21 protein-coding genes and 7 pseudogenes are annotated in these 21367 nt (G+C 70.0%); 9 read left to right on the top strand and 19 right to left on the bottom strand.

What is annotated here, in order from left to right; translation table 11 throughout:
* Positions 1-148: 148 nt before the first annotated feature.
* Positions 149-277: pseudogene (locus ACFVZH_RS35940) on the bottom strand (dihydrofolate reductase); the annotation flags it as partial.
* Positions 278-575: 298 nt separating this feature from the next.
* On the opposite strand from ACFVZH_RS35940, the gene ACFVZH_RS35935 reads away from it, so the two are divergent.
* Positions 576-1064, top strand: a complete 489-nt coding sequence (locus ACFVZH_RS35935) for a hypothetical protein (protein WP_384904178.1) — start codon at positions 576-578, stop codon at positions 1062-1064.
* A gap of 96 nt (positions 1065-1160) precedes the next feature.
* On the opposite strand, the gene ACFVZH_RS35930 is transcribed toward ACFVZH_RS35935, so the two are convergent.
* Positions 1161-2897: an amidase gene (locus tag ACFVZH_RS35930; RefSeq protein WP_384904176.1), complete on the bottom strand. Its 1737-nt coding sequence runs from the start codon at positions 2895-2897 to the stop codon at positions 1161-1163.
* Positions 2898-3237: 340 nt separating this feature from the next.
* On the opposite strand from ACFVZH_RS35930, the gene ACFVZH_RS35925 reads away from it, so the two are divergent.
* Positions 3238-3795, top strand: coding sequence for a TetR/AcrR family transcriptional regulator (locus ACFVZH_RS35925; RefSeq protein WP_384904174.1), 558 nt, complete (start codon positions 3238-3240; stop codon positions 3793-3795).
* A 200-nt stretch (positions 3796-3995) separates the two neighbouring features.
* On the opposite strand, the pseudogene ACFVZH_RS35920 reads toward ACFVZH_RS35925, so the two are convergent.
* The 4 genes and pseudogenes from ACFVZH_RS35920 to ACFVZH_RS35905 all read right to left on the bottom strand — a co-directional run.
* Positions 3996-4160 (bottom strand): annotated as a pseudogene (locus tag ACFVZH_RS35920) (transposase); the annotation flags it as partial.
* 56 nt (positions 4161-4216) lie between these two features.
* Positions 4217-4546, bottom strand: coding sequence for a deoxyxylulose-5-phosphate synthase (locus tag ACFVZH_RS35915; RefSeq protein ID WP_384904172.1), 330 nt, complete (start codon positions 4544-4546; stop codon positions 4217-4219).
* A 180-nt stretch (positions 4547-4726) separates the two neighbouring features.
* Complete coding sequence (locus ACFVZH_RS35910; RefSeq protein ID WP_384904170.1) at positions 4727-5068, bottom strand: CU044_2847 family protein; 342 nt, start codon at positions 5066-5068, stop codon at positions 4727-4729.
* A gap of 31 nt (positions 5069-5099) precedes the next feature.
* Positions 5100-7889, bottom strand: coding sequence for a CHAT domain-containing protein (locus ACFVZH_RS35905; RefSeq protein WP_384904168.1), 2790 nt, complete (start codon positions 7887-7889; stop codon positions 5100-5102).
* A gap of 646 nt (positions 7890-8535) precedes the next feature.
* Here ACFVZH_RS35905 and ACFVZH_RS35900 point away from each other — a divergent pair.
* Positions 8536-8880 carry a hypothetical protein gene (locus ACFVZH_RS35900; RefSeq protein ID WP_384904166.1) on the top strand — a complete coding sequence of 115 codons (345 nt, stop codon included), beginning with the start codon at positions 8536-8538 and terminating at the stop codon, positions 8878-8880.
* 283 nt (positions 8881-9163) lie between these two features.
* On the opposite strand, the pseudogene ACFVZH_RS35895 reads toward ACFVZH_RS35900, so the two are convergent.
* The 4 genes and pseudogenes from ACFVZH_RS35895 to ACFVZH_RS35880 all read right to left on the bottom strand — a co-directional run bounded on the left by ACFVZH_RS35895 (position 9164) and on the right by ACFVZH_RS35880 (position 12926).
* Positions 9164-9897 (bottom strand): annotated as a pseudogene (locus ACFVZH_RS35895) (cation transporter).
* Entirely contained in the window at positions 9897-10232 is a 336-nt protein-coding gene (locus ACFVZH_RS35890; RefSeq protein WP_384904165.1) for an ArsR/SmtB family transcription factor, read from the bottom strand. The pseudogene ACFVZH_RS35895 and the gene ACFVZH_RS35890 overlap by 1 nt, the downstream one beginning before the upstream one ends.
* 100 nt (positions 10233-10332) lie before the next feature.
* Positions 10333-11556, bottom strand: a complete 1224-nt coding sequence (locus ACFVZH_RS35885) for an MFS transporter (protein ID WP_384904163.1) — start codon at positions 11554-11556, stop codon at positions 10333-10335.
* Complete coding sequence (locus ACFVZH_RS35880; protein ID WP_384904161.1) at positions 11553-12926, bottom strand: NAD(P)-binding domain-containing protein; 1374 nt, start codon at positions 12924-12926, stop codon at positions 11553-11555. Before ACFVZH_RS35880 ends, ACFVZH_RS35885 begins: the two co-directional genes overlap by 4 nt.
* A gap of 147 nt (positions 12927-13073) precedes the next feature.
* Between ACFVZH_RS35880 and ACFVZH_RS35875 the strand changes: the two genes are divergently transcribed.
* Both ACFVZH_RS35875 and ACFVZH_RS35870 read left to right on the top strand, forming a co-directional pair.
* Complete coding sequence (locus ACFVZH_RS35875) at positions 13074-13436, top strand: ArsR/SmtB family transcription factor (RefSeq protein WP_384904159.1); 363 nt, start codon at positions 13074-13076, stop codon at positions 13434-13436.
* A gap of 48 nt (positions 13437-13484) precedes the next feature.
* A pseudogene (locus tag ACFVZH_RS35870) lies at positions 13485-13642 on the top strand (GNAT family N-acetyltransferase); the annotation flags it as partial.
* Positions 13643-13648: 6 nt separating this feature from the next.
* On the opposite strand, the gene ACFVZH_RS35865 reads toward ACFVZH_RS35870, so the two are convergent.
* The gene (locus ACFVZH_RS35865; protein WP_384904157.1) at positions 13649-14188 is read right to left on the bottom strand and encodes a DinB family protein; all 540 of its coding nucleotides are present in this window, start codon (positions 14186-14188) and stop codon (positions 13649-13651) included.
* 87 nt (positions 14189-14275) lie between these two features.
* The gene (locus ACFVZH_RS35860; RefSeq protein WP_384904155.1) at positions 14276-15238 is read right to left on the bottom strand and encodes an alkylmercury lyase family protein; all 963 of its coding nucleotides are present in this window, start codon (positions 15236-15238) and stop codon (positions 14276-14278) included.
* A 54-nt stretch (positions 15239-15292) separates the two neighbouring features.
* Between ACFVZH_RS35860 and ACFVZH_RS35855 the strand changes: the two genes are divergently transcribed.
* On the top strand, positions 15293-15712 hold the full coding sequence (locus ACFVZH_RS35855) for a heavy metal-responsive transcriptional regulator (RefSeq protein ID WP_384904153.1): 420 nt from the start codon (positions 15293-15295) through the stop codon (positions 15710-15712).
* Here ACFVZH_RS35855 and ACFVZH_RS35850 read toward each other — a convergent pair.
* Genes ACFVZH_RS35850 through ACFVZH_RS35840 form a run of 3 tightly spaced genes read right to left on the bottom strand, consistent with a single transcriptional unit; the run spans position 15695 to position 17879 of the window.
* Positions 15695-16756 carry an ArsO family NAD(P)H-dependent flavin-containing monooxygenase gene (locus ACFVZH_RS35850; RefSeq protein WP_384904151.1) on the bottom strand — a complete coding sequence of 354 codons (1062 nt, stop codon included), beginning with the start codon at positions 16754-16756 and terminating at the stop codon, positions 15695-15697. The two genes, ACFVZH_RS35855 and ACFVZH_RS35850, sit on opposite strands and share 18 nt — an antisense overlap.
* Entirely contained in the window at positions 16753-17523 is a 771-nt protein-coding gene (locus ACFVZH_RS35845) for an aquaporin (RefSeq protein WP_384904149.1), read from the bottom strand. Before ACFVZH_RS35845 ends, ACFVZH_RS35850 begins: the two co-directional genes overlap by 4 nt.
* A 41-nt stretch (positions 17524-17564) precedes the next feature.
* Positions 17565-17879, bottom strand: coding sequence for a helix-turn-helix transcriptional regulator (locus ACFVZH_RS35840; protein ID WP_030842180.1), 315 nt, complete (start codon positions 17877-17879; stop codon positions 17565-17567).
* A gap of 75 nt (positions 17880-17954) precedes the next feature.
* Here ACFVZH_RS35840 and ACFVZH_RS35835 point away from each other — a divergent pair, with 75 nt between their 5' ends.
* The 3 genes and pseudogenes from ACFVZH_RS35835 to ACFVZH_RS35825 form a co-directional block, all read left to right on the top strand.
* A complete protein-coding gene (locus tag ACFVZH_RS35835) occupies positions 17955-18374 on the top strand; it encodes a phosphotyrosine protein phosphatase (protein WP_384904147.1) in 420 nt (139 codons plus the stop codon).
* Between the two features lie 47 nt (positions 18375-18421).
* Positions 18422-18838, top strand: coding sequence for an arsenate reductase ArsC (locus ACFVZH_RS35830; protein WP_384904145.1), 417 nt, complete (start codon positions 18422-18424; stop codon positions 18836-18838).
* Positions 18839-18843: 5 nt separating this feature from the next.
* A pseudogene (locus ACFVZH_RS35825) lies at positions 18844-19182 on the top strand (NAD(P)/FAD-dependent oxidoreductase); the annotation flags it as partial.
* A 366-nt stretch (positions 19183-19548) separates the two neighbouring features.
* Here ACFVZH_RS35825 and ACFVZH_RS35820 read toward each other — a convergent pair.
* The 4 genes and pseudogenes from ACFVZH_RS35820 to ACFVZH_RS35805 all read right to left on the bottom strand — a co-directional run.
* Positions 19549-20118, bottom strand: coding sequence for a hypothetical protein (locus ACFVZH_RS35820; RefSeq protein WP_384904143.1), 570 nt, complete (start codon positions 20116-20118; stop codon positions 19549-19551).
* Positions 20119-20289: 171 nt separating this feature from the next.
* Complete coding sequence (locus ACFVZH_RS35815; protein ID WP_384904141.1) at positions 20290-20763, bottom strand: hypothetical protein; 474 nt, start codon at positions 20761-20763, stop codon at positions 20290-20292.
* A pseudogene (locus ACFVZH_RS35810) lies at positions 20760-20942 on the bottom strand (IS256 family transposase); the annotation flags it as partial. The gene ACFVZH_RS35815 and the pseudogene ACFVZH_RS35810, both read right to left, overlap by 4 nt.
* 314 nt (positions 20943-21256) lie before the next feature.
* Positions 21257-21367, bottom strand: a pseudogene (locus tag ACFVZH_RS35805) (TetR family transcriptional regulator); the annotation flags it as partial.

The following is a 21367-nucleotide window of genomic DNA, read 5'->3' as shown; positions in this document are numbered from 1 at the left end:
TGGCATTCATGCCATCCAGCTGAGACCCGCAGGTCGAACGCGTCGTCCGTTCGAGTGACTCCGCACCGGGCCGGCGCCGGTGCGGACGCCCCGTTTGTCATTCGGCCGAGTGTCGGGGCCTCTGGGGTGAGTCGTTGAGGGATCGCTCGGCTTGCCAGCGGTCGAGCCACCACTGGAACAGCTCGTCGCTCGGCGGTCCGCTCCAGCCGATGTCGTCGCCGGCCGCGGCGATGTAGCCGTCCAGGGTCAGGTTCATGCCGTAGATCGGTTTCCGCATGGCCGAGCCTTCCGTTCGTGGGTGACCGGCGCATAGACCAGCGTGGCGCGGGAAACTCATCGGTGCGCGATCTGGGCTCGCCGGTAGCCTCGTGCTCGGGGCTCAGCGTGGTGCACTCGGCCGACTCGGACAAGCTGGATCCACACGTGGTGCAGGCGGCGGGAGAGCGCATCTCGACCTGCAACGCTGCTGCCGCACAGCAGGGATTCCGGACAGTCCGACGATTACGTGGTACAGCGCCGATACGGGCGCCGGGGGCACTTTCCCCGTAGCAAACGCGCCTTCAGTGAGGTTCGGTATGTGGATCGATCGACTGGTGGAAGTCACTCATCGGGAGCCCGTCCGTGCGGACATGGCGTGGGGTGAGACCGAGGAGAGTCTCGGCCTGGCCCTGCCCGAGGATTACAAGCGCCTTTACGCGCCGTACCGGCTCTATCAGCCCGGCCAAGTGGGGCTCATTCCCTGGGGGTTCAGCCAGACCGAAGGCGAGTACTACTGGCTGACCGGCGGTGAGGAGCCGAGCAAGTGGCCCATCGTGACGCGTGGGCGAGGGTACCGGGAGTGGCATCAGGTCGACATGTCCACACCGGAGTTCATCTACCGCGTGGTGGCCGATCCGCAGTTCGAGCCCTTCTCGATCGCGGCAGTGGTACCAGAGCCCTTCTTCGCGCCTGCTCCAGAGAAACACGTTCTGAACTTGACGTTGGTTCGTCGGGTCACTCGATCCGTCGATCCTGGTTCGGTTGGCGCTGCGGCGGTGCTTCCCTCACTTGGAGCTTCGCCGTGACACAGGCGTGGGGAGGGCGTGGCTGAATGCCACACCCTCCCCACGGTGCCGGCGGCTGCCCGCTTCGCTGGCGGGTGTTGCGATCCGGCCGCCAGGTCAGTGCGTCGACAGGCGCGGCGTGCGCGGCGGCTGCGTGCGCCGACTGCCGGTCTTCTCGAAGGCCGCCGCGAGGGACAGCAGGGCGTTGTCGTCGTAGGCACGGCCCGCGAAGGTCAGGCCGACGGGCATGCCGGTGTCCGTCATGGTGCCCATGGGCACGGTCACGGTCGGGATGCCGAGGTGGCGGGGGACCAGGTTGCCGTTGGCGACCCAGACGCCGTTGCGCCAGCCGAGGTCGGCGGACGCCACGCTGACGTCCATGTCCGCGGGGCCGACGTCGGCTACCGCGGGGAAGACCACCGCGTCCAGGCCCAGTCCGTCCATCCACAGCTCCAGGTCGACGCGGCGCGTTTCCTCCAGCCCGCGCAGCCCCTGCTCGAGGTGCGGCATGTCGGTGAGGGACGCGTACGGGCGCTCGCGCACGAAGCGGGGGTAGTCGCCGATGGTGTCGTCGAAGCCGTCGTACCGGTCGGGCAGTTCGCCCTCCTGCTTGGGCCAGATGCGGGCGCCGTCGACGTCGGCCAGGGTGGAGAGCGCCGGGTCGCCGTTGGCGCGCAGGAAGTCGTCCCAGGCCCAGGCGGACAGGTCCTCGATCTCGAAGGTGAGGTACTCGCGGCTGACCAGTCCGCGGGTGAGCAGCGAGGGTGCTCCGGGGCGGTCGGACTCGTAGTTGGACACCACGGGGAAGTCGACCTCGACCACCTCGGCGCCGGCGGCCTCCAGGTCGCGGCGGGCGGCTTCCCACAGGGTGATCACCGAGGAGCGCGTGTCGATGCGCTGCCCGGTCTGGCCGCCGATGCCTCCGCCGGGGTTCGTGCCGGCGGCGGGGTCGGCGTTGATGTACATCCGGGGCACGCCGACGCGCTTGCCGGCGAGCGCGCCGGAGGCGGCCTCGGCGTCGGCGGGCGCGAGGGCCGGGTAGGAGGCGGGGCGTACCTGCGACGGCGAGGGCAGCGCTATCCACGGCTGTGCGCGCCACAGGTCCCCGCGCGTGTGCGGGTCGTCGGCGACGATGACGTCGAGCAGTTCGAGCAGGTCGGCCATGGTGCGGGTGTGCGGAACCACGACGTCCATGGTCGGTACGAGCGGCCAGTTGCCGCGGACCGAGATCACGCCGCGGCTGGGGGTGTAGGCGCACAGCGCGTTGTTCGAGGCGGGGGCGCGGCCCGAGGACCAGGTCTCCTCGCCGAGGCCGAACGCACCGAAGGACGCTGTCGTCGCCGTGCCGGAGCCGTTGGAGGAGCCGGAGCCGTAGGCGCTGGTGAGCCAGTCGGCGCTGTACGGGCTCTCCGCGCGGCCGTACACGCCGCGCTGCATGCCGCCGTTCGCCATGGGCGGCATGTTGGTCAGGCCGATGAGGACCGCGCCGGCCGCGCGCAGCCGCTCGATGGCGAAGGCGTCGCGCTGGGCGACGAGGTGCTCGAACGCCGGGGAGCCGGACGCGGCCGTGAGCCCCTCGGCGAGGTAGCTGTCCTTCGCGGTGTACGGGATGCCGTCCAGCGGGCCCAGCGTCTCGCCGCGGGCGCGGCGGGCGTCGGCTGCCTCCGCTTCCGCCCGGGCGTGCGGGTTCATCACGACCATCGCGTTCAGAGCGGTGGCCGTACCGGGCCGGTCGTAGGCGTCGATCCGCGCGAGGTAGGCGTCGAGCAGTTCGACCGCGGTCGTCTCGCCCTTCTCCAGCGCTGAGCGCAGGTCGGCGATACAGGTCTCCACGACATCGAATCCGCGCGTCATGTGGGTGTCTCCAGGGTGGTGGGTAGGGCAGGCGGGCCGGTGGCCGTCGGGGCGGCCACGCACAGTCGGCCGTCACACTCCCCATCGCATTGACTTGATTTTCAGTCTAGACTAGAGGTCTAGATTCTCGGAACCTAGACTTGGGGCCTGGATTTCCGTAACTGAAAGTGAGCTCATGTCGACGTCAGAGACCGGGTCGGCTCTGCCTGAACGCCTCCCCCCGCCGAAAGGCGTGATCGGGTCGGCAAGCGCCGAGACCGGCGCCGCATCGAGGCCCGCGGCCCGGGTCCCGATCGACAGGAAACGTCAGCCCAGCGGGGACGAGGCGCGGGAGCGGGCCATGCGGGCCGCCATCAGCGTCATCGCCGAGAAGGGCACAGCGGCCCTGCGGATGTCCGACATCGCCGCCCGGGCCGGCATGAGCACCGGCCACATCCTCTACCACTTCGGCAAGAAGGACCGGCTCCTGCTCGAAGTCCTCGCATGGAGCCAAGCGGACCTCTGGACCCGGTTCCAGCAGGCCGCCGACCAGGCGGCGTCTCCTGCCGAGAAGCTGGACGTGTTCGTCCGCTTCTACCTGCCCCGCGACCAAGGAGACGAACGCTACGCACTGTGGACGCAGGTGCTGGCCCAGCGCCACGACGAAGTAGGCCGGCAGATCCTCACCGAACTGCTGGACGGCTGGGACGAGCGCCTGGAAGCCATCCTCCGTGAGGGCCGGAACCGGGGAGACTTCGCCGATGTGGACCTCCGCGAGTTCACCATCAGGGCCGTAGCCATGCTCAGCGGGCTCTCCGAAGACGTGATGTTCGGACGGCCCCGCTGGCAGCACACCTCCGCCCACGCGTTCGCCCTGTCCGCCCTCCAACGCGAACTGCGTCCTACCGATCAGCGCTGACGACGGGTGGAGCCACTGCTCCCGACGCGCGTGGGACACACCGCGCTCGACATCAGGACCACCAGGGTGCTCACGCCGTTCGGCGCGGCTGCTTCGAGACCAACGACCGCAGGCCGCGTTGCCCGCTCCTGAGGACGGGACCTGGTGACCACAGGCGTCACCAGCGGAATCGATCGGGCTCCGGAAGATCACCAGGGAGTGCGGGGCGTCAGGTCACGCCACTGCACCCCCGTCCGCACCCGATACAGAACCCCGTTGATCACCTGACGATGATCCCGCCACCTGCCACACCGCCCGTCGCTCACCGACAGAAGCGGCTCTGAGCGAGCCCACTCCTCGTCCGTCAGATCACCGCGACCAGTCACACCAAGCTAACGAGTCGGATGATCGGACAGGCATGACTGCTCTACTGCGCCAAGGGCTACGGCAGCTCGTGGCGCACCAATGCACGCGCGAACGGTTCACCGGTCCTTCGCGCGTATGCCATCCGCTCGCGCACCTCGCTGAGTGTGCGCGGACGATATCCAGGGCCGCCGCAGCAACTCTTGTGGAAGCGGACACCGGCATTCAAAAGTACCGACAGGGTCCGCCAGGCAGCAATGTCCCGCCGCCGCGGCGTTGCGAAGGCGGAACCCACATGGATCAACGGATCGGCACAGCGTGGGCAGAGCCGATCGTGGTCACCGAGGTAAGGCTGCTTGTAGGAGGCCCGACAAGGCAGGCAGACATAGGAGGTCTTCGTGTAGGCCATGCTGGCCAGAGTACGGCCGGTCCGGAATGAACTCGACCAGGTTTTCCGTGACATTCAGCAAGATCGAAAGGCAGACTCTAGAGGGGCTGGTACCGGCAACTGCTTTACCGACGGGCGGTGCGTGACGGGGCATGCCGCTCATGGGACCTCTCGGTACAACACCGCATGCCCAGAGGGGGATTATCCGGTCGTTTGATGAGGTTTCTTCCGGTGCCAGGTGACGGCCACGGTGAAGTTGGCGGTCGTACTGGCAGCAGCGATGAAGGCACCGGCCTCGGCGTGCAGGTCAAGGCCGAACTCGACGTGGATCTCGTCAGGTGACTCGGTGATGGCACGGAGTTGGGCGACCACGCCCTGCACCGCGGGCCGCGCACAGCGTACGGCTTCCTCGAAGGTCTTTTGCGCCCGTTCGGTTACCGCGGTGTCGCGGAGTCCGCGGGTCACCATCCCGGCTGCCGGCTCCCTGACCTCGATCAGTACGGTGGCGCCATCCGCCGTGGGAAATTCAACCAGACGTCCCATTCCGGCGCTCCCTTCCCTCGCAGTTCCTTCGCTAAAGGTCGGCGGCTGGCCATAGGCGTGCGGTGTGGTCGGAACTGCCGGTGGCGATCCGGGTACCGTCGGGGCTGAACGCCACCGCGTTCACGCCGGCACTGTGACGTACTTCGAGCAGCTGCTGACCGGTGGTGGAGTCCCACACCCGGGCGGTGTGGTCGGAACTGCCGGTGGCGATTCGGGTGCCGTCGGGGCTGAACGCCACCGCGTTCACGCCGGCACTGTGACGTACCTCGAGCAGCTGCTGACCGGTAGTGGAGTCCCACACTCGGGCAGTGTGGTCGGAACTGCCGGTGGCGATCCGGGTGCCGCCGGGGCTGAACGCCACCGCGTTCACGCCGGCACTGTGACGTACCTCGAGCAGCTGCTGACCGGTAGTGGAGTCCCACACCCGGGCACTGTGGTCGGAACAGCCGGTGGCGATATGGGCGCCATCCGGACTGAACGCCACCGCGTTCACGAAGGCCCACCCGTGGCCTCCATGGCGAAGGTCGGGCAAGTCCTCGCGGATGCCCGCGGCGTCCCACACCCGGACCGTGGCATCCAAACTGCCAGTGGCGATCCAGGTGCCCCGTGGGTCGAACGCCACCGCGTTCAGGCCGGCAGCGTGGCGTACATCGAGCAGCAGGCGGCCAGTGGCGGCGTCCCACACTCGAGCAGCACGGCCTGCGTTGCCCGTGGCGATCTGCCGGCCGTCCGCGCTGAACGCCACCGCGGACACGTCGGAGCGCACGCCTCCTCCTCTGACCTTCAACCGCTCCCCACCGGCGGTGTCGTAGACGCGGACCCACCGGGATTTGCCTGCGACGGCGATGCTCAGGCCGCTCGGATTCCACGAGAGGGAAAGGACCTCGTCCTTGAAGTCGATACTGGTCAGCTCGGGCGGATTGACAGCAATCTCGCCCCGAGCGACATCGGCCAGCGCCGCGAATTCGTCCGCCGCATCCGCTTGCACGGTCGTCAACTCGGTGATCGTGTCCCGTACCTTCGCCCAGTCTTGTGCGGCCGCATGCTCGTGCAGTGCGGTGCGCAGCCCGGCGATCCTTTGACAGACGGCGCGTCGCTGGACAGCGTCGCGATAACCGCCGTCGGCCGCGAGTTCGCCGTAGCGGGCAGAGGCATCAGCCCAGTCCCCGGCGTCCTCCGCCGCAAGGGCCTCGGCATAGCGGCGCTCGTGTTCCGCCTCTTGCAGGGACCGGTGGGCGCGGGTGGCCAGGCCGTCGGGGTCGCCGGCGGCCGGGTCGAGCCCACGAAGTTCCTCGCTGACCTCGAGGACAGCCTGCCACCGGCTGGCATCCGCGTGGTAGCGCAGTTCAGCCTCCAGATCTGCGATGGCCTGCCGGGCCTGGCACGATTCGCGCCGTGCGACGGCGTCCAGGTAGCCCTCATCGGTCCGGACAATCTCCGTGTACGCACCGATCGCGGCGGCCCAGTCACCGGCGGCCTCGGCGTCTGTCGCCTGTTCGTAAGTCTCGGAGAGTCGGCGCTGATGGACAGCGGTGTCGCGCAGTGTCACCGCGGCCGGGTAATCCGGGTCGAGCGTGATCAGGTCGTCGAGCAGCTCGATGGCGCGGCCGTGGCGGCCCACACGCACCTCTGCAGCGGCCCTCACGTACAAGGCGCGCAACGGCGCGTCGCGCCGACCACCACCTGGCGGCGTCTGCGGGACCGAGACCTTCGGCGATTCTCCGGCGAAGGTGAACAAGTGCGCGACTTCGCCGCGCACATAAAGCACCGGGGTAATCCACTCCAGGGTGCGGCGGCCGGTACCAAGTATCGCAATCCGTCCACTTTGTGCCGCCTCGTCGATCCGGCGGCCGTAGGCGAGTGCAGTGTAGAAACCATGGGCGAATCGAATGGCCGCCCGGTCGCTCACCGTGAACTGCATCGCGGCGGCCGCGCTGATGCCGCTGCGCACCAGCGTCGCGCCCGTGCTGGAGAAGACGTCCCGCATCCCGCCCTGCGCCGAGGCGCAGGAATTGAGCACGACGAGCCGCGGGGTGGGCCGGGCCTCACCCAGCAGGTCCACCAGCCGCGACGCCTCCACCAGATCGGCGCCGCCACCGCTGTCGACCAGCCCGATCAGGCCCTCATCGGCACTGTCGTCGTAGTCGCCGTGGCCGATGAAGTGCAGCACGTGCCACTCACCCTCCAGCAGGCGCCTGTGCACACCGTCCCAGCTGGCCTGCGGCACCCAGGTCAGCTCGACCCGCCCCGCGGCGATCTGATCGGCCAACGCCTCCTCGAGCCGATCGCGTTCGGCGTCGACGTCCAGCAGGGGCAGCCCGCGCGGTGACGCGATCACCGCCAGAATGCGCAAGGGCGCCTTCACCTGCAACGGCTCGGGCGTGTAGCGGGCGGGAACATGCCGGACGAGCGGCTCTTGCCGGCACAGGTATACCTCGGCATCTGGGTCGAACAGCGTCTCCCACGGCAGCAGCGCGAGCTCCGGCGTCTTCAGCCGCAGGACGATCCGCAGCCGCTCCTGCCTCTCTTGCGCCACCCCGCTGCTCGCCCGGTAGGTCCCGTAGACCGGGCCGGTGAAGAGCGCTTCGAACAGCTGCTGCCCGACCTCGCGCACCGGCGCCTCTATAGCCGACACCGCCCGCCGCGCTTGCACCGAGGACGCCAACACCGTTGCCTCCAGCGCCGCGCGCCGGTTGAGCAGCCCGTCGACGTCGAGCTGGAGCGCGACGCTGGGCTCCCCGCCGGCCGCCGCGTGTACCACCCGCACCTCGTACTCGTCAGGGCGTGTCCTGGAGACTTCCAATTCGAGGTCAGTGGCCATCGCTGCCTCTTTCGCCGCGGATGACCACGGGCAGCTGAGCGGCAGAGCCGCGGCCGACAGATGAGAACCGTCGAAACCGCCTATATGACCATGATGCAGTCCGCTACCCAGGTCCACCAGTGCACTTGTGCCCAGATGTCATGAGGTCCACTGTCTGTCACGCTCAATAACAGATCGAGGGTGCTCGGGGCGTGTGCCAGCTGGAGATATCCCGTCGAACGAGGCACGGCGCACGCTGCTGCTTCTCTGGGTGAGCGGTGCGTGGTGAAGCTTGCCGAGGGTAATTCGTGCAGCTCAGAGCCAGTCCAGCCGCCGGTAGAGAGTGAAAGAGGAGTCTCCGCGCGGGCGAAGGTGCGCTCGACCCGCGCGCGGACTTTACGGTGCTCCTTCCAGGCGCCAGCGCGGCGGCATTCCTGAGGCAGCGAATCGTTTGGGCCCTCAGCCCGGCACGGACAACTCCCAAGACCGGAACGACTCAAGACGCGGGCTTCACAGGCGAACGGGGGAGAGCGGGACGCCTTGCGGCATACCGGAGCACCAAGTCGCCCGCTACCTGCACCTCTTCGACCCGGCACAGCCCGATGCGTGTCCGAGTTGCCACTCGCGGGCCGAAGTAGCCCCGACAGAGCCGTGCGCACAAGAGCGCTTGCACGACAGGCTCCAGGCCGCCGATCCGGGAGAGGTCCGTGATGCCCTCCTCGCCGCCCTGCGAAAAGGGGCGCCCGTACGCCTCTGGATTCACGGTCCCTCCGCAAGCCTGGCCAGACACCACGCAAACCTCGACTCGCTGACCGAAGGCACCGAGCCCGCCATCGCGGCCTTCGACACCACCAAGACCATCGGCCTGGCCTGCGTCGAAGACGACGCCTGGACTTCATCGCGGTTCTGCCGGAAGACAACAGATCCCCACTTGTCGCACGTGGGCCCCGCCCGCTCAGTTGACGAGCCGCCCAAGAGCCGCGAGACCGCCGTCGCCATCAAGGGCACCTGACCCCACGGGTGGGACCTGCTTCGCCTGGCCTCAACCCCTCGCCCATGTGAGGAGAACCAAGAAGCAGTGCCTCGGCCCGGCGCGTCCAGTGCGGCCTCCCCGATGAGCAGGCCGATGCCAGCCGCCGAGTTGGATCCGTAGACACCGAGGAGCAAATGTGCCACCCGCTTCGCGACGTCCCCCGGGCGCGAAGTCGCCTACTTTGTTTGGGCATTAAGGGACCCGGAGCCGAGTAGTCGCCCACCATGGGCATGGGGCATGGCCGTTTACCCGCTTACGGAGATCACCTGTTCGCGTCGGCCTTGGCCGTGGAGCAGCAGGTGTCGCCGGCCGTGCCGCAGTCGCTCGGGGGCTCGTCGGTCGCGGTGGTGGTGAGGGGTGGGGTGGGTGCGCAGCAGCCCTTGCCTTGCCAGGCGTTGATGCCTTCCTTGACGGCGATGGCGGCGATGACGAGGGCGGCGATGGGGTCGGCCCAGGACCAGCCGAGGGTGGCGTTGAGGACGAGGCCGACCAGGAGCACGGCGGAGAGGTAGGTGCACAGCAGGGTCTGCTTGGAGTCGGCGACCGCTGACGCGGAGCCGAGTTCGCGGCCGGCCTTGCGCTGGGCGGCGGACAGGAACGGCATGATCGCGAGCGACAGGGCGGCGATCACGATGCCCGGCACGGAGGTCTCGGCCTCGCCGGTCCCGGTCAGGGCGCGGGCCGCGTCGATGGTGACGTAGGTGGCGAGGGCGAAGAAGGAGACCGCGATGATCCGCAGCGTTGTCTTCTCCCGTGCTTCACGTACGGCGTGGTCGCGGGCGGAGAACTGCCAGGCGACCGCGGCGGCGGAGGACACCTCGATGACCGAGTCCAGGCCGAAGCCGACGAGCGCGGTCGAGGAGGCGATCGTCCCGGCGGTGATCGCGACGACCGCCTCGATCACGTTGTAGGTGATCGTCGCGGCGACGAGGAACCGTATCCGCCGCGCGAGCGCGTCCGGCGGGCGGGCGACGGGCCCAGGGATATGACGCTCATCAGCAGCAGCCCTCCGTCTCGGCGTCCACGCACGTCTTGTCGGCCTCGACCGCCAGCACCACGGAGCGCAGGTTCCCGAGCGCGTCCCCGAGGCGGGCGTCGGCGAGTTCGTAGCGGGTGCGCCGGCCGTCGGGGATCGCGACGACCAGGCCGCAGTCCCGAAGGCAGGCCAGGTGGTTCGACAGTCGGGTGCGGGAGATCCCCAGGTCATCGGCCAAGTCCGAGGGATAGGCGGGGTCCTGCTGCAGTTTCAGCAGGATGCGGCAGCGGATCGGATCGGCCAGGGCGCGGCCGAACCGCGCCAGCGCCTCGATGTCGGTAGCGAGAGTCAGCACATCCCGAGAGTGCAGGGGATTGTGAATTCACGAAATCGTGGATCAATGGGCTGGGGTGCTGTACACCCGGCGGCTCCCCCCCCCCCGGGGCTATGCCCCTCTACTCCGGCTCGCGGATCGAGGTTCCAGCGGCAATGACCGCGGCCGCCAGGGCGAGCGCGGCAAGCGCGCCGAAGAGCTGGGGTGTGCCGCCGAGGGGTGGGGCAAGGAGCGCGGCGGCGAAGGGGGCGAGGGCGGAGGCGGTCATGGCGGGTGCGCTGAGGATGCCGGAGAGGCGTCCGTAGTGGGTGGTGCCCCAGCGGTCGGTGATGGCGGTGGCCTGGAGGAGGGTGAGGTTGCCGCGGACCACGCCCGCCGCGACCGACACCGCGATCAGCAGACCGTACGGCCCGGGGACGACGGCGAGAGCGGCGGTGGTCAGGGCGCCGAGGACGATGAGGACGACGGTGCGGGTGGTCGTGCCGGTGCGGCGGGCGAGGCCGGCGTAGAGGGTGCGGCCGAGGGTCTGGCCGGCGCCGCCGAGACCGAGGGTCCAGGCCGCCTGGCTGGTGGTGTAGCCGCGTTCGAGCAGGAGCGGGACGAGGGTGACGACGACGGCGTACATCGCGAACGCCGAGAGCGTGAACGCGAGCGCGAGCAGCAGGAAGGGGCGGCTGCGCACCACCTCTTGCGGTGTGGAGGTCACGTCGGTCAGTGCAGGCGGGGCCGCCGGCCAGGGCGCGCGCAGAGCGAGCGCGTGGGCAGGGATCGTGATGGCGGCCAGGATCGCGGCGAGGACGAGGTAGGTGGTGCGCCAGGTGAAGTGGTCGGCGAGGGTGGCGGTGAGGGGCGCGAAGACGGTGGAGGCGAGGCCGCCGGCGAGCGTGACGATCGTCAGGGCGCGGACGTGGCCGGGGGCGAACCAGCGGGTGAGGGCGGCGAACGCGGGCTGGTAGAACGTCGCGGCCATGGCGAACCCGGCCAGGATCCAGCCCGCGAAGAACACCGGCAGATTCGGCGCCAGCGCCACGATCACCATGCTCACCGCGCCCGCGGTGGAGCCGGCGGTCATGACGGTGCGGGGACCGCGGTGGTCGATGATCCTGCCGACACGGATCCCGGCGATGCCGGAGACGATGAGGGCGAGCGAGAACGCGGCCATGGTGGCGGTGGTGGACCAGCCGGTGGCGGCGGTGATCTCGGGGTTGAGGACGGGGAAGGCGTAGTAGACGATTCCCCAGCTGGTGATCTGGGTGGCGCACAGCGCGGGCAGCACGGCGCGAGGCCGCGACCGGACCCCCGTCCCGGTCGCGGCCCCGTCTGTACGGGTGTTGAGGTCGGTCACGAGCCGCAGGAGGGCGCCGGGGTCGCGGTGCCGAGCTGGATCAGGGCCGGCGTGGGCGCGCAGCAGCCACCGCCGTCGGCGGCCTCGCTGGTCTCCGGCTGGTCGAAGAGGCCGGCACCACCGCACACACCCGTCTCCGGGAGGACGAGCTCGACGCGCTCGGCGGACTCGCGGTCGCCGGCGATCGCGGCGGCGACGGAGCGGACCTGCTCGTAGCCGGTGAGGGCGAGGAAGGTCGGCGCGCGGCCGTAGGACTTCATCCCGACAAGGTAGACACCCTCCTCCGGGTGTGACAGCTCGTTCACGCCGTGCGGGTAGACGGTGCCGCAGGAGTGCTGGTTGGGGTCGATGAGCGGGGCCAGGGCAGTCGGGGCCTGGAGGCGCTCGTCCAGGCCGAGGCGGAGCTCGTCGAGGAAGGTGAGGTCGGGACGGAAGCCGGTCAGGACGATGACCTCGTCGACCGGGGCGAGCCGTCGCCCGCCTTCGGCCACCAGGACGAGCTGCTCGCCGTCGCGCTCGATCGCGTCCGTACGGAAGCCGGTGACGGCGTCCGCGTGGCCCTCGTCGACGGCGGCCTTGGCGGCCAGCCCGAGAGCGCCGCGGGCGGGGAGCTGGTCGGCGGTGCCGCCGCCGAAGGTGGAGCCGGAGATGCCGCGGCGCAGGATCCAGGTGGCGTGCGTGCCGGTGCCGTCCTCGGACTTCGCGAGGTCGGCAAGCAGGGCGAGGGCGGTGAAGGCGGAGGCGCCGGAGCCGATCACCGCGGTGCGCTTCCCGGCGTAACGGGCCCGCACAGCGGGGTCCTTGAGGTCCGGGACGCGGTAGGAGATCCGGTCGGCGGCTGCGCGCTCGCCGAGGGCGGGCAGGCCGTCGCCGCCGGCCGGGCTGGGGACGGCCCAGGTGCCGGAGGCGTCGATGACGGCGCGGGCGAGGATCCGGTCCTCACGTCCGTCGGCGTGGGCGATGTGGATGCTGAAGGGCTGGGTCTCGCGGTCGGCGTCGACGATCCGGTCACGACCGACGCGGGAGACACCGGTAACCCGCGCGCCGAGGCGGACGCGGTCGCCGAGGACGTCGGCGAGCGGCTGCAGGTACTGCTCGGCCCAGTCGCCGCCGGTGGGGTAGGTCGTCGCGTCCGGCTTCACCCATCCGGTGGGGGCCAGGAGCTTCTCGGCGGCCGGGTCGGTGACCTCGCCCCAGGTGGAGAAGAGGCGGACGTGCGCCCACTCGAGTACCGCCGCACCAGCCGCCGGTCCGGCCTCCAGGACCAGCGGTTCGAGGCCGCGCTCGACGAGGTGGGCGGCGGCGGCCAGGCCGGCGGGCCCGGCTCCGATGACCACGACGGGCAGCTGGTCGGTGGCGGTGGTGTTCACGACGATTCCCCTTTGTTTCGACATCTGTCGATCCCTTGCGCCGCCAGCATGGCACCTGAATCGACAGTCGTCAACATAGACATTCATCGAATTGAAAAGCCCGGAGCACCCCTGGGCGCCTGGTTCGACATGTGTCAACATAGATGCATGTCGAATGTCAACGTGCTGCCGCTCCTTGAGTCTGAGGTCGCCCCCTGCTGCCCGCCCCTCACCGAGCGCCCGCTGAACGCCGAGGAGGCCGAGCGGACCGCGAAGATGTTCAAGGCTCTCGGCGATCCGGTCCGGCTGCGCCTGTTCTCGGCGGTCGCCTCGCACGAGGGCGGGGAGGCGTGCGTCTGCGACATCTCCGACGTCGGCGTCTCGCAGCCGACCGTCTCGCACCATCTGAAGAAGCTGAAGGAGGCCGGGCTGCTCTCCTCCGAGCGGCGCGGCACCTGGGTCTACTACCGGGTGGAGCCCGCCGTCCTCGCCGCCATGGGCGCGATTCTCACCAAGGCGGCTGCCGTGTGACCGTCGCGACCGCCGTCGTCGTGCCCCTGGCCCCCGCACACGCCGACGACCATCCAGTCCGGCATCTTCCCCGAGAAACCGCCGGCCTCGCCGTCCACGCCCGCGCGGGCTTCCGGGTCATCGGCTCCCGTGAGCGCATCGGCCGGCTCCACGGCGTCTGGCGCGACACCGTCCTTGTCGAACGCCGCAGCCCCCACATCGGCTGACGGGCCTCAGCCGCGCTCGCCGAGGGTGAGCTGGCGATGGTGGAAGTCGAAGTGCCGGGTGGGGTACCGGTAGAGGTCCGCGAGGGTCATGAAGTCCTTGAAGAAGGGGTCCCACCGGACCGGGTAGTGCATGCCCCGCGCCAGATCGTGCTCGGACTCCTCGGCGAGCCGCCGCTCCAGCGAGCCGGTGATCCGGTCGAGCGCGATGCCCGTCCTTCGGGGCCCGAAGACCTTCACGGCCGCGCACGGCCCGAGGTAGTTGATCGCGTCGAAGGGCCGCGTCCCCGCGTTCAGCACTCCGGCGAAGCCCTTGCTCACGCTCCGGGGCAGTCTGCTGAAGACGCGTGCGAGGCCCAGCAGGACCCGGGTGACGACGTAGCCGAAGAGCATGTGCCACAGCAGTTGCCCGTTGCTCCAGCGGGTGCCGTTGGTCGGGCGGGCGAGGCCGGCCGGCGTCGCGCCGTCCAGGAGCGCGTGGAAGGTCCGACGGGCCCTGGCGTAATCGTCGAGGACGGCCTGCCGGTCCCACGCTGAACGCTCGCCCATCATCATTCCGCTCCTGTTCGGAGCCCGGGGACCCGGGGCCTGGATGATTCCCGCCCGGATGCGCCGTTGAACCTCCGATGCTCTCGTTCAGTCCTCGATGAGCAGCGGTCCGAAGGTCTGTGCTGCGATGGCGATGGCCTCGGCCTGGCCGGTGATGCGACCGGGGACGTCGGGGTGGCGGCGTGCCCACGTCTCGGCGGTGGAGCGGTCGGCGAAGAAGTTCAGGGCGTCGCAGCACACGTCGGCTGCCGGGCCTTGCCCCGGTCGTCGGCCCACGAAGACGACCGCGTCCGCGGGCTCCCACCGTGCCGTGTTGCCGGTGAAGGCGACGGTGACCGGGTGGCCGCTGACTGGGTCGGATGAGGTGACCCGGATGTCCTGGTCGAGCATCACGGCGATGCCGAGGGCGTCGATCGCGCACATCGACCACGCTTCCACTCCATTGCCGAGCGTGACTCGGTGAGGCGTTTCCACCCCGGAGAAGGGGTACGCGGCTCGCACCCTGCCTTCGGCGTCGAGGGCGAGGAAGTCCTCGGCGTCCAGCTCGGCAAGGACGTCCGCGGCCGTGCGACCGGCCTCGGCGGCAAGCGCTGCGAGATCGGCCGTGGTCGGCGCGGAGCCAGTGGTGGCGAAGTGCCGCAGCACCGCTTGGTGGACGGCGCGCAGTCCCCGCTCGGCAGGGGCCCGGCGGCCGCGTCCCGCCCGTCCGATCGGGTCAAGGAGCTCGTCGTCGCAGCACTCTGTCACGCCGGCGAGCACCTTCCGCAGTGCCTCGACGCTGGGCGCACCGGCCGCCCGGCCCTCCTCGTCCCGGTACAGGCGGCAGGAGACGCTGGGCGGCGCACCGGGCACGGCGAACGGGTCGGCGCCGTCGACCAGGACGGTCGGGGAACCGGTCATTCCCCACCGGGCGGCCTCCGCCTCCTCGCGCACCTCGACCAGTTCCACCTCCGCCTCGCGGCCGTCCAGCGCGGCGGTGACGCGCGCCAGTGCGAGGGGGGCGTTGGGGCAGTCCGGCACGGTGAGCACGGTGATCCTCGGGGCGTTCATGGGGCGACCGTAGACCTTCCAGTGCGCTGGAAGGTCAAGCCGTACGCTGGTGGTATGCGCATCGGAGAGCTCGCCGCGAAGGCGGGGCTGTCGACCAAGACGATCCGTTTCTACGAAGAGGCGGGCCTGCTGCCCGCACCCCCGCGCACCTCCGGTGGCTACCGGGACTACCCCGAGCAGGCCACCACCCGACTGTCCTTCGTCCGCGACGCCCAGGCCGCCGGGCTCACCCTCGCCGAGATCCGTTCGGTCCTGACCCTGCGCGACAGCGGCCAGGCCCCGTGCAGGGAGGTCGGCACGCTCATCGACCAGCACTTGGCCGATATCGAGCGCCGCATGAGCGAGCTGCGCGAGGCCCGTGCCGCGCTGCGCGAGCTGGCCCGTCGGGCCGCTACGACCGACCCGGACACGTGCACGGACGGCGACATCTGCACCATCCTCACGAGCCCCGTCGGATCACTCGGCGCCAAGTAGGTCGGCGATCCGGCGGGCGGCTTCGCGGGCAGGGCGTCCGACGCCGATGAGGGTGGCGGACGCCGGTCCCGTCCAGTCGCCGTAGCCGAGCAGGTGCAGGCGGGGTTCGGCGAGAGCCTGCGTGCCGTGGGTGGGGATGTGGCCGCGGGGGCCGCGCAGGCCGAGGGGTGCGAGGTGGGTGAGGGCGGGGCGGAAGCCGGTGCACCAGATGATCGCGTCGGCATCCGCGCGGGTATCGTCGGCCCACTCGACGCCGGTCGTCGTGAGCCGGGCGAACATCGGCTGGGCTTTGAGGAGCCCGGCGTCGCGTGCTTCGCGTACGGGCGGGACGGCGACGATGTCGCCCAGCGAGGCCACACCTCCCGTGTCCGTCCGCCCCTCGTCCAGGGCGCGGCGGCGAGCGGTGGCGTGGTCGAAGAGGGCCCGGCCGTCGATGTCGTCGGCGAGGTAGCGCGGTTCGCGCAAGGTGACCCAGGTCAGGTCGGTGTCGTACGCGAGGTCGGCAGCGATCTGTGCGCCGGAGTTTCCGCCGCCCACCACCACGACCCGCTGCCCGGCGAAGTCGGCCGGGCGTCGGTACTCGACCGTGTGGAGCTGGGTGCCCTTGAACTCCGTACGCCCCGGGGCGGCGGGGACGAAGGGGCGCCACCACGTGCCGGTCGCACTGATGACCGTACGGGCCCGCCAGGTGCCGGCAGCGGTCTCGACGCGCAGGAACTTGCCGTCGCGGTGGACCGCTTCGACACGGACCGGCCGCACGATGGGGAGCTCGTACCGCTGCTCGTAGTCGGAGAGGTACGAGACGACGTGCGCCGCCCCTGGGTACGTTTCCCCTGGCTGCGGTGACATGAGCCGGCCCGGGAGGGAGGAGTACGCGGCCGGGGAGAAGAGGTGGAGCGAGTCCCAGCTGTGCTGCCAGGCGCCGCCCGGGGTGGCCTGGGCGTCGAGGACGACGAAGTCCAGGCCGAGGCGGCGCAGGTGGTAGCCGGCGGCGAGCCCGGCCTGGCCGCCGCCGATCACCAACACATCCACCGCCTGGATCACTCGGCGTCCGCCTTCCCGCGCATGAAGATGACCGCGACCAAGGCGAGACCCGCGACTGCTCCGATGATCTGCATCCCGACGAACGCGGGCACGGAGGCAGGCGCGATGCCCGCGAAGGTGTCGGTGAAGGCGCGGCCGATGGTCACGGCCGGGTTCGCGAAGGACGTCGACGAGGTGAACCAGTAGGCCGCGCCGATGTACGAGGCGACCGCGACGGGCGCGAAGCGGAGCCGGTCGGTACGGGCCAGGCCGAAGATCAGCAGGATCAGGCCGGCCGTCGCCACGACCTCACCGAGCAGTAGGTTCCCGGCGGAGCGGTCGTGCATGGACCACCTCACCAGCGGCTCGCCGAACATCGCGTCCGCCAGGATCGCGCCGAGAATCGCGCCGACGATTTGGGCGGGGACGTAGACGGTGAGCTCGCGGGCGTTCACCCCGGCGCCGCCGCGGCGGGCGGTCCACCACTCGGCCAGGGTGACGGCCGGGTTGAAGTGCGCGCCGGAGACCGGCCCGAGGAGGGCGATCAGGACGCCGAGCCCGAAGACCGTGGCGGTGGAGTTGGCGAGGAGCTGCAGCGCCACGTCGTCGGTGAGGTCGGTGGCCTGAATGCCGGAGCCGACGACGATCGCCACCAGGGCGGCGGTGCCGACGAGCTCGGCGGCCGCCCGGGCGGCGAGCGGGGTGCGGGGCGGAGTGGCGCCGGGTGCGGGCTGCGGCGACGGGTCGGTGGCTATGGCGTCGCTCGCAGCGGGCTCGGTGGCGGTCACGGGATGGGTCTCCTCGGGCAGGTGAGGCACACGGGGCAGGGTCAGGGGCAGGAGCGTTTGAAGTTCGCCTCGGCGGTCAGGCGCGCGGTCTGTGCGAGCGCGGCGAACTGCCCGGCGAGCTGCTCGATGACGTCCGGCTTGAGCCGGTAGTAGGTGAACCTGCCGCACGGCTCGGTCTCCACCACTCCCGCCTCGCGCAGCACTCTCAGATGGTTGGAGAGGTTGGTCTGCTTGGCACCGGTCTCCTCCACGAGATGGGTGGTGCACAGCGTCTCGCGGGCGAGCAGGGTCACGATCTGGAGGCGCAGGGGATCACCCAGAACCCGGATCAGATCAGTATCGACTGACGTCATCATGTGCTGATACTGTCACATCACCCGGAGCTGATACCAGCCTGGGCTGACCTCTTTGAACCCAGGGAGTCTCCCGCCATGGCCGAGTCCTCGTACCCGGTCCTTCCCGACGAACGTCTCGCGGCCGGTGTCGCCCGCCTCGCCGCCGGGCGTTCGCAGCTGGCGGCCGCCCTGCTGGCCCACCGGGCCGGGGAGGACGTCCTCGTCTCCTCCGCCGGCGCCCACCCTTCGGGCATCGTCGACCCTCACGTGCTCCAGGCCCTCGGCGAGGCGGGTGTCGCGCTCGACGAGGTCTACCCCAAGCCGCTGACCGACGAGGCCGTTCAGGCCGCCGACATCGTGATCACCATGGGGTGCGGCGACGCCTGCCCCGTGGTGCCCGGCCACCGCTACCTGGACTGGCCCGTCCCGGACCCCGACGGCACCCCGACCGCGGTCGTGCGCTCCATCCGCGACGCCCGGATCACCACCCCGCTGGACCCCCTGCCCAGCACCTGAAGCTTCCGTCCCCGCACCACGCTCCATCCCTGCCTAAGGAAGAACCGATGACCGCTCCGCTCGCCTCCGTGCTCTTCGTCTGCGTCCACAACGCCGGCCGCTCCCAGATGGCCGCGGGATTCCTCAACCACCTCGCCGGCGACCGCATCGAGGTCCGCTCCGCGGGTTCGATCCCGGGCGACCAGGTCAACCCGGCCGCCGTCGAGGCCATGGCCGAGGTCGGCGTCGACATCTCCGAGGCGAAGCCGAAGGTCCTCACCACCGAGGCTGTCCAGGCATCGGACTACGTCATCACCATGGGCTGCGGCGACGCCTGCCCGATCTTCCCCGGCAAGAAGTACCTGGACTGGGCCCTGGAGGACCCGGCCGGCCAGGGCGTCGAGGCCGTGCGCCCGATCCGCGACGAGATCAACGGCCTGATCGAGGGCCTCATCGCCGAGATCGACGCGAAGCAGGAGGCGTGACACCCGTGACCGAGCCCACCACTGACGACGTCCGTGAGGTCATCGGCATAGGCTCCGTCCCCGCCGGATACGCCGCCTCCCTCTACACGGCCCGCGCCCAGCTGGGCCCCTGCTCTTCGGCAGCTCGATCTTCGTCGGCGGCTCCCTGACCACGACGACCGAGGCCGAGAACTTCCCGGGCTTCCCGCAGGACATCGACGGCCCCGACCTCATGGACAAACATGCGGGCCCAGGACCAGGACGAGCGCTTCGGCGCCGAGATGATCGACGACGACATCGTCTCCGTCGACCTGACGGGAGACATCAAGACCGTCACCGATTCCGAGGGAACGGTCTACCGCGCCGACCGGCTCCGGTTGTCGCAAAAAGTGGGCCACAGCCCTCAAGTACCCCACCTGTTGGGCGCTGACCTGCTCTCGGACGCCCCAGCGGAGGGGTCGCGCGATGGCCAGCCAGATCCAGGAGCGGGACGAGTCGTTCAGGTTGGGCGCACGCCAGCGGGAGTGCCGCCGGGTCCGCCATGAGCGGCTAGGACCTGTCCGGTCGATCATGTGACGGTCGGCTGATCTGCTCGTTGCGCCTGGCATGGGGCGGGGTGAACGCGGTGATTTATCGGACGCGGAGTGGGAGCGGCTCCCCACGGCTGCCGCCGTCGCGGTGTCAGACCGCAACCGCTGGCTTCTTCGCCCGACCATGTCCACACCTGTTGTCTAGCGCTGTTGCCTGCTCTCCAGCCAGATGGTGACTTCACGTCGGAAATCCCGGTCCTTGTAGATGTCCTCCCTGGCGAGCCACTCCAACTCGCGCAGGACCCCTGGAGAAACGGCGGGATCGCGTACCGCGTACACGCCTACACCCGATTCATACGTGTCGGCCAGGAGCCAGACGCTGTTGTCCAGAGCCAGCATGGCGAAGCCAGGGTGGCCGGCACGAATGCCGAGGAACGTAGCCGCGCCGGCCCCCATGATGTCCCACCGGTCCAGCAGACGGACCCGATGCCAGATATGCATCCTGTGCCGCCGCCGGCGGTCTACCGCGGCCGTCCAGGTGCCTCTGGGCAACATGAGAAGGAATTCGCGATTCTCATCGAGCAGGCCGGCGGACATGGCCAGGTCGTACCAGCCCTCGTTGAGCCGCTCCACGAGTCGCGGGTCCTCGTACTCGATGAGGAAGAAGCCGAAAACTCGCTCTCGTTCGTACCCGAGGACATGCGGTATCGCCGAGGCCGGAACCGCGTCGGGTACCACCTCGAGCCCGGCTCGTAGCAGCGGCCTGAGCACCTTGCGATACCTCTCCTGCCGACCCAACCCGCTACCCCCATCACTCATGACCTGTTCGGCTTGATCGTGCCGCGCCCAGCCTATGGCCAAGATCGACGGGCCGGGTCCTAGACGCGTTCGTCGGGACATTGGCGGAGCAATAGGCAAAACCTGTGGATGAGTTGACTGTGATCAGCGTCGGCTCTGCTGCTTAAGGTTGATCCGGGCGGTGTTGCGGATCCGCTTGGTGTGACCGCTGTCGGCGAGGATCTGGAGGGCGGCGGCGTTCGACGCTTCGGCCGTCTTGAGCTGGAGCCAGTCGGATGAGTTGAGCAGAGCGTCCGGACGCCACGGTTGCCGCAGTGCGATGGCTCGGAAGAGGGACCATTCGCGCAGGCGCCGGGTCAGGAACGGATAGCGCGTCGTGGCCTGGGCCATCCTTTCGGCCCAGGGTACGTAGGCGGGTGCGCAGTGGAGGTCGCCGGCTCGGCGGTCCAGGTGCCGCACGACGGCGGACTGGGCCATCGCCTGGTCCGGGTCGGTGAGGACTTCGCTGACCAGGTCGACCTCGTCGGCCTCCGTGGCCTGCTCAAGCTTGCTCAGGTAGTCCCAGAAGCGGAGGTGCTCGGCTGGCTCCTCCTGCTGCGAGGCGTCGTGCTGATTCATGTAGCCATCTCCTGTCGCTCGACCAGTGCGCCATTCTCGAACGTGGCGCCCGCCCGGACGAGGGATATCAGGTGGGCTCCGGTGATTGCGCGCCAGCGGGCCTGGGCGCACTCGACGAGCTTGAACGCCATCGCGAGGGCGGCGGCCGGGCTGTCGGCGCCGCGGGTGACCTTCGTGCGCCGACAGCGCCTCGGCCGTCGCTGAGCGCAAGACTTCGCCGCCTGCCTGCCACACGAGGGCCCGCGCCCACTGCGTGACCCGGCGACCGTCCACCTAGACGAGGACGACGAGGACACCGGCGAATGACGCGACGTCAGGGCCTATATCGGGTCGTGGTCAATGAGCGCTGCGGCTTTCGGGGCGGGGGCCCCGTCGGGGGTGCAGGGCCCGGTGATCTGCTGCCGCGCCGCGTGGGCGCGGGTGGCCGGAGGCGAGGCCGCGGGCGGGCAGCGGGGGGCCAGGTTCCCGGCCGGGTGCCTGCCGGGGTGGTGTGTCAGGTGACGGCGAGCCGGTCCACGAGGAGTCGTACTCTCTGTTCGGTGTGTTCCGGTGGGAGTCGTCGTGCCCGGGTCAGGGTGGCCAGTCCGTGCAGGGCGGCCCAGAA

This window comes from Streptomyces sp. NPDC059534, assembly GCF_042743475.1.
Taxonomy (GTDB): Bacteria; Actinomycetota; Actinomycetes; order Streptomycetales; family Streptomycetaceae; genus Streptomyces.
Note: the sequence above shows the minus strand (reverse complement) of the source record. Positions and strands in the feature narration are given on the sequence as shown.

Excerpts from the sequence above, each read along its gene's own strand:
- ACFVZH_RS35915 (WP_384904172.1), bottom strand. The coding sequence starts at position 4,546 with ATGGCCTACACGAAGACCTCCTATGTCTGCCTGCCTTGTCGGGCCTCC.
- ACFVZH_RS35855 (WP_384904153.1), top strand. The coding sequence starts at position 15,293 with ATGCGCATCGGAGAGCTCGCCGCGAAGGCGGGGCTGTCGACCAAGACG.
- ACFVZH_RS35840 (WP_030842180.1), bottom strand. The coding sequence starts at position 17,879 with ATGATGACGTCAGTCGATACTGATCTGATCCGGGTTCTGGGTGATCCC.
- ACFVZH_RS35905 (WP_384904168.1), bottom strand. The coding sequence starts at position 7,889 with ATGGCCACTGACCTCGAATTGGAAGTCTCCAGGACACGCCCTGACGAG.
- ACFVZH_RS35830 (WP_384904145.1), top strand. The coding sequence starts at position 18,422 with ATGACCGCTCCGCTCGCCTCCGTGCTCTTCGTCTGCGTCCACAACGCC.
- ACFVZH_RS35935 (WP_384904178.1), top strand. The coding sequence starts at position 576 with ATGTGGATCGATCGACTGGTGGAAGTCACTCATCGGGAGCCCGTCCGT.
- ACFVZH_RS35865 (WP_384904157.1), bottom strand. The coding sequence starts at position 14,188 with ATGGGCGAGCGTTCAGCGTGGGACCGGCAGGCCGTCCTCGACGATTAC.
- ACFVZH_RS35930 (WP_384904176.1), bottom strand. The coding sequence starts at position 2,897 with ATGACGCGCGGATTCGATGTCGTGGAGACCTGTATCGCCGACCTGCGC.
- ACFVZH_RS35815 (WP_384904141.1), bottom strand. The coding sequence starts at position 20,763 with ATGAATCAGCACGACGCCTCGCAGCAGGAGGAGCCAGCCGAGCACCTC.
- ACFVZH_RS35925 (WP_384904174.1), top strand. The coding sequence starts at position 3,238 with ATGCGGGCCGCCATCAGCGTCATCGCCGAGAAGGGCACAGCGGCCCTG.
- ACFVZH_RS35860 (WP_384904155.1), bottom strand. The coding sequence starts at position 15,238 with ATGAACGCCCCGAGGATCACCGTGCTCACCGTGCCGGACTGCCCCAAC.
- ACFVZH_RS35910 (WP_384904170.1), bottom strand. The coding sequence starts at position 5,068 with ATGGGACGTCTGGTTGAATTTCCCACGGCGGATGGCGCCACCGTACTG.
- ACFVZH_RS35875 (WP_384904159.1), top strand. The coding sequence starts at position 13,074 with ATGTCGAATGTCAACGTGCTGCCGCTCCTTGAGTCTGAGGTCGCCCCC.
- ACFVZH_RS35835 (WP_384904147.1), top strand. The coding sequence starts at position 17,955 with ATGGCCGAGTCCTCGTACCCGGTCCTTCCCGACGAACGTCTCGCGGCC.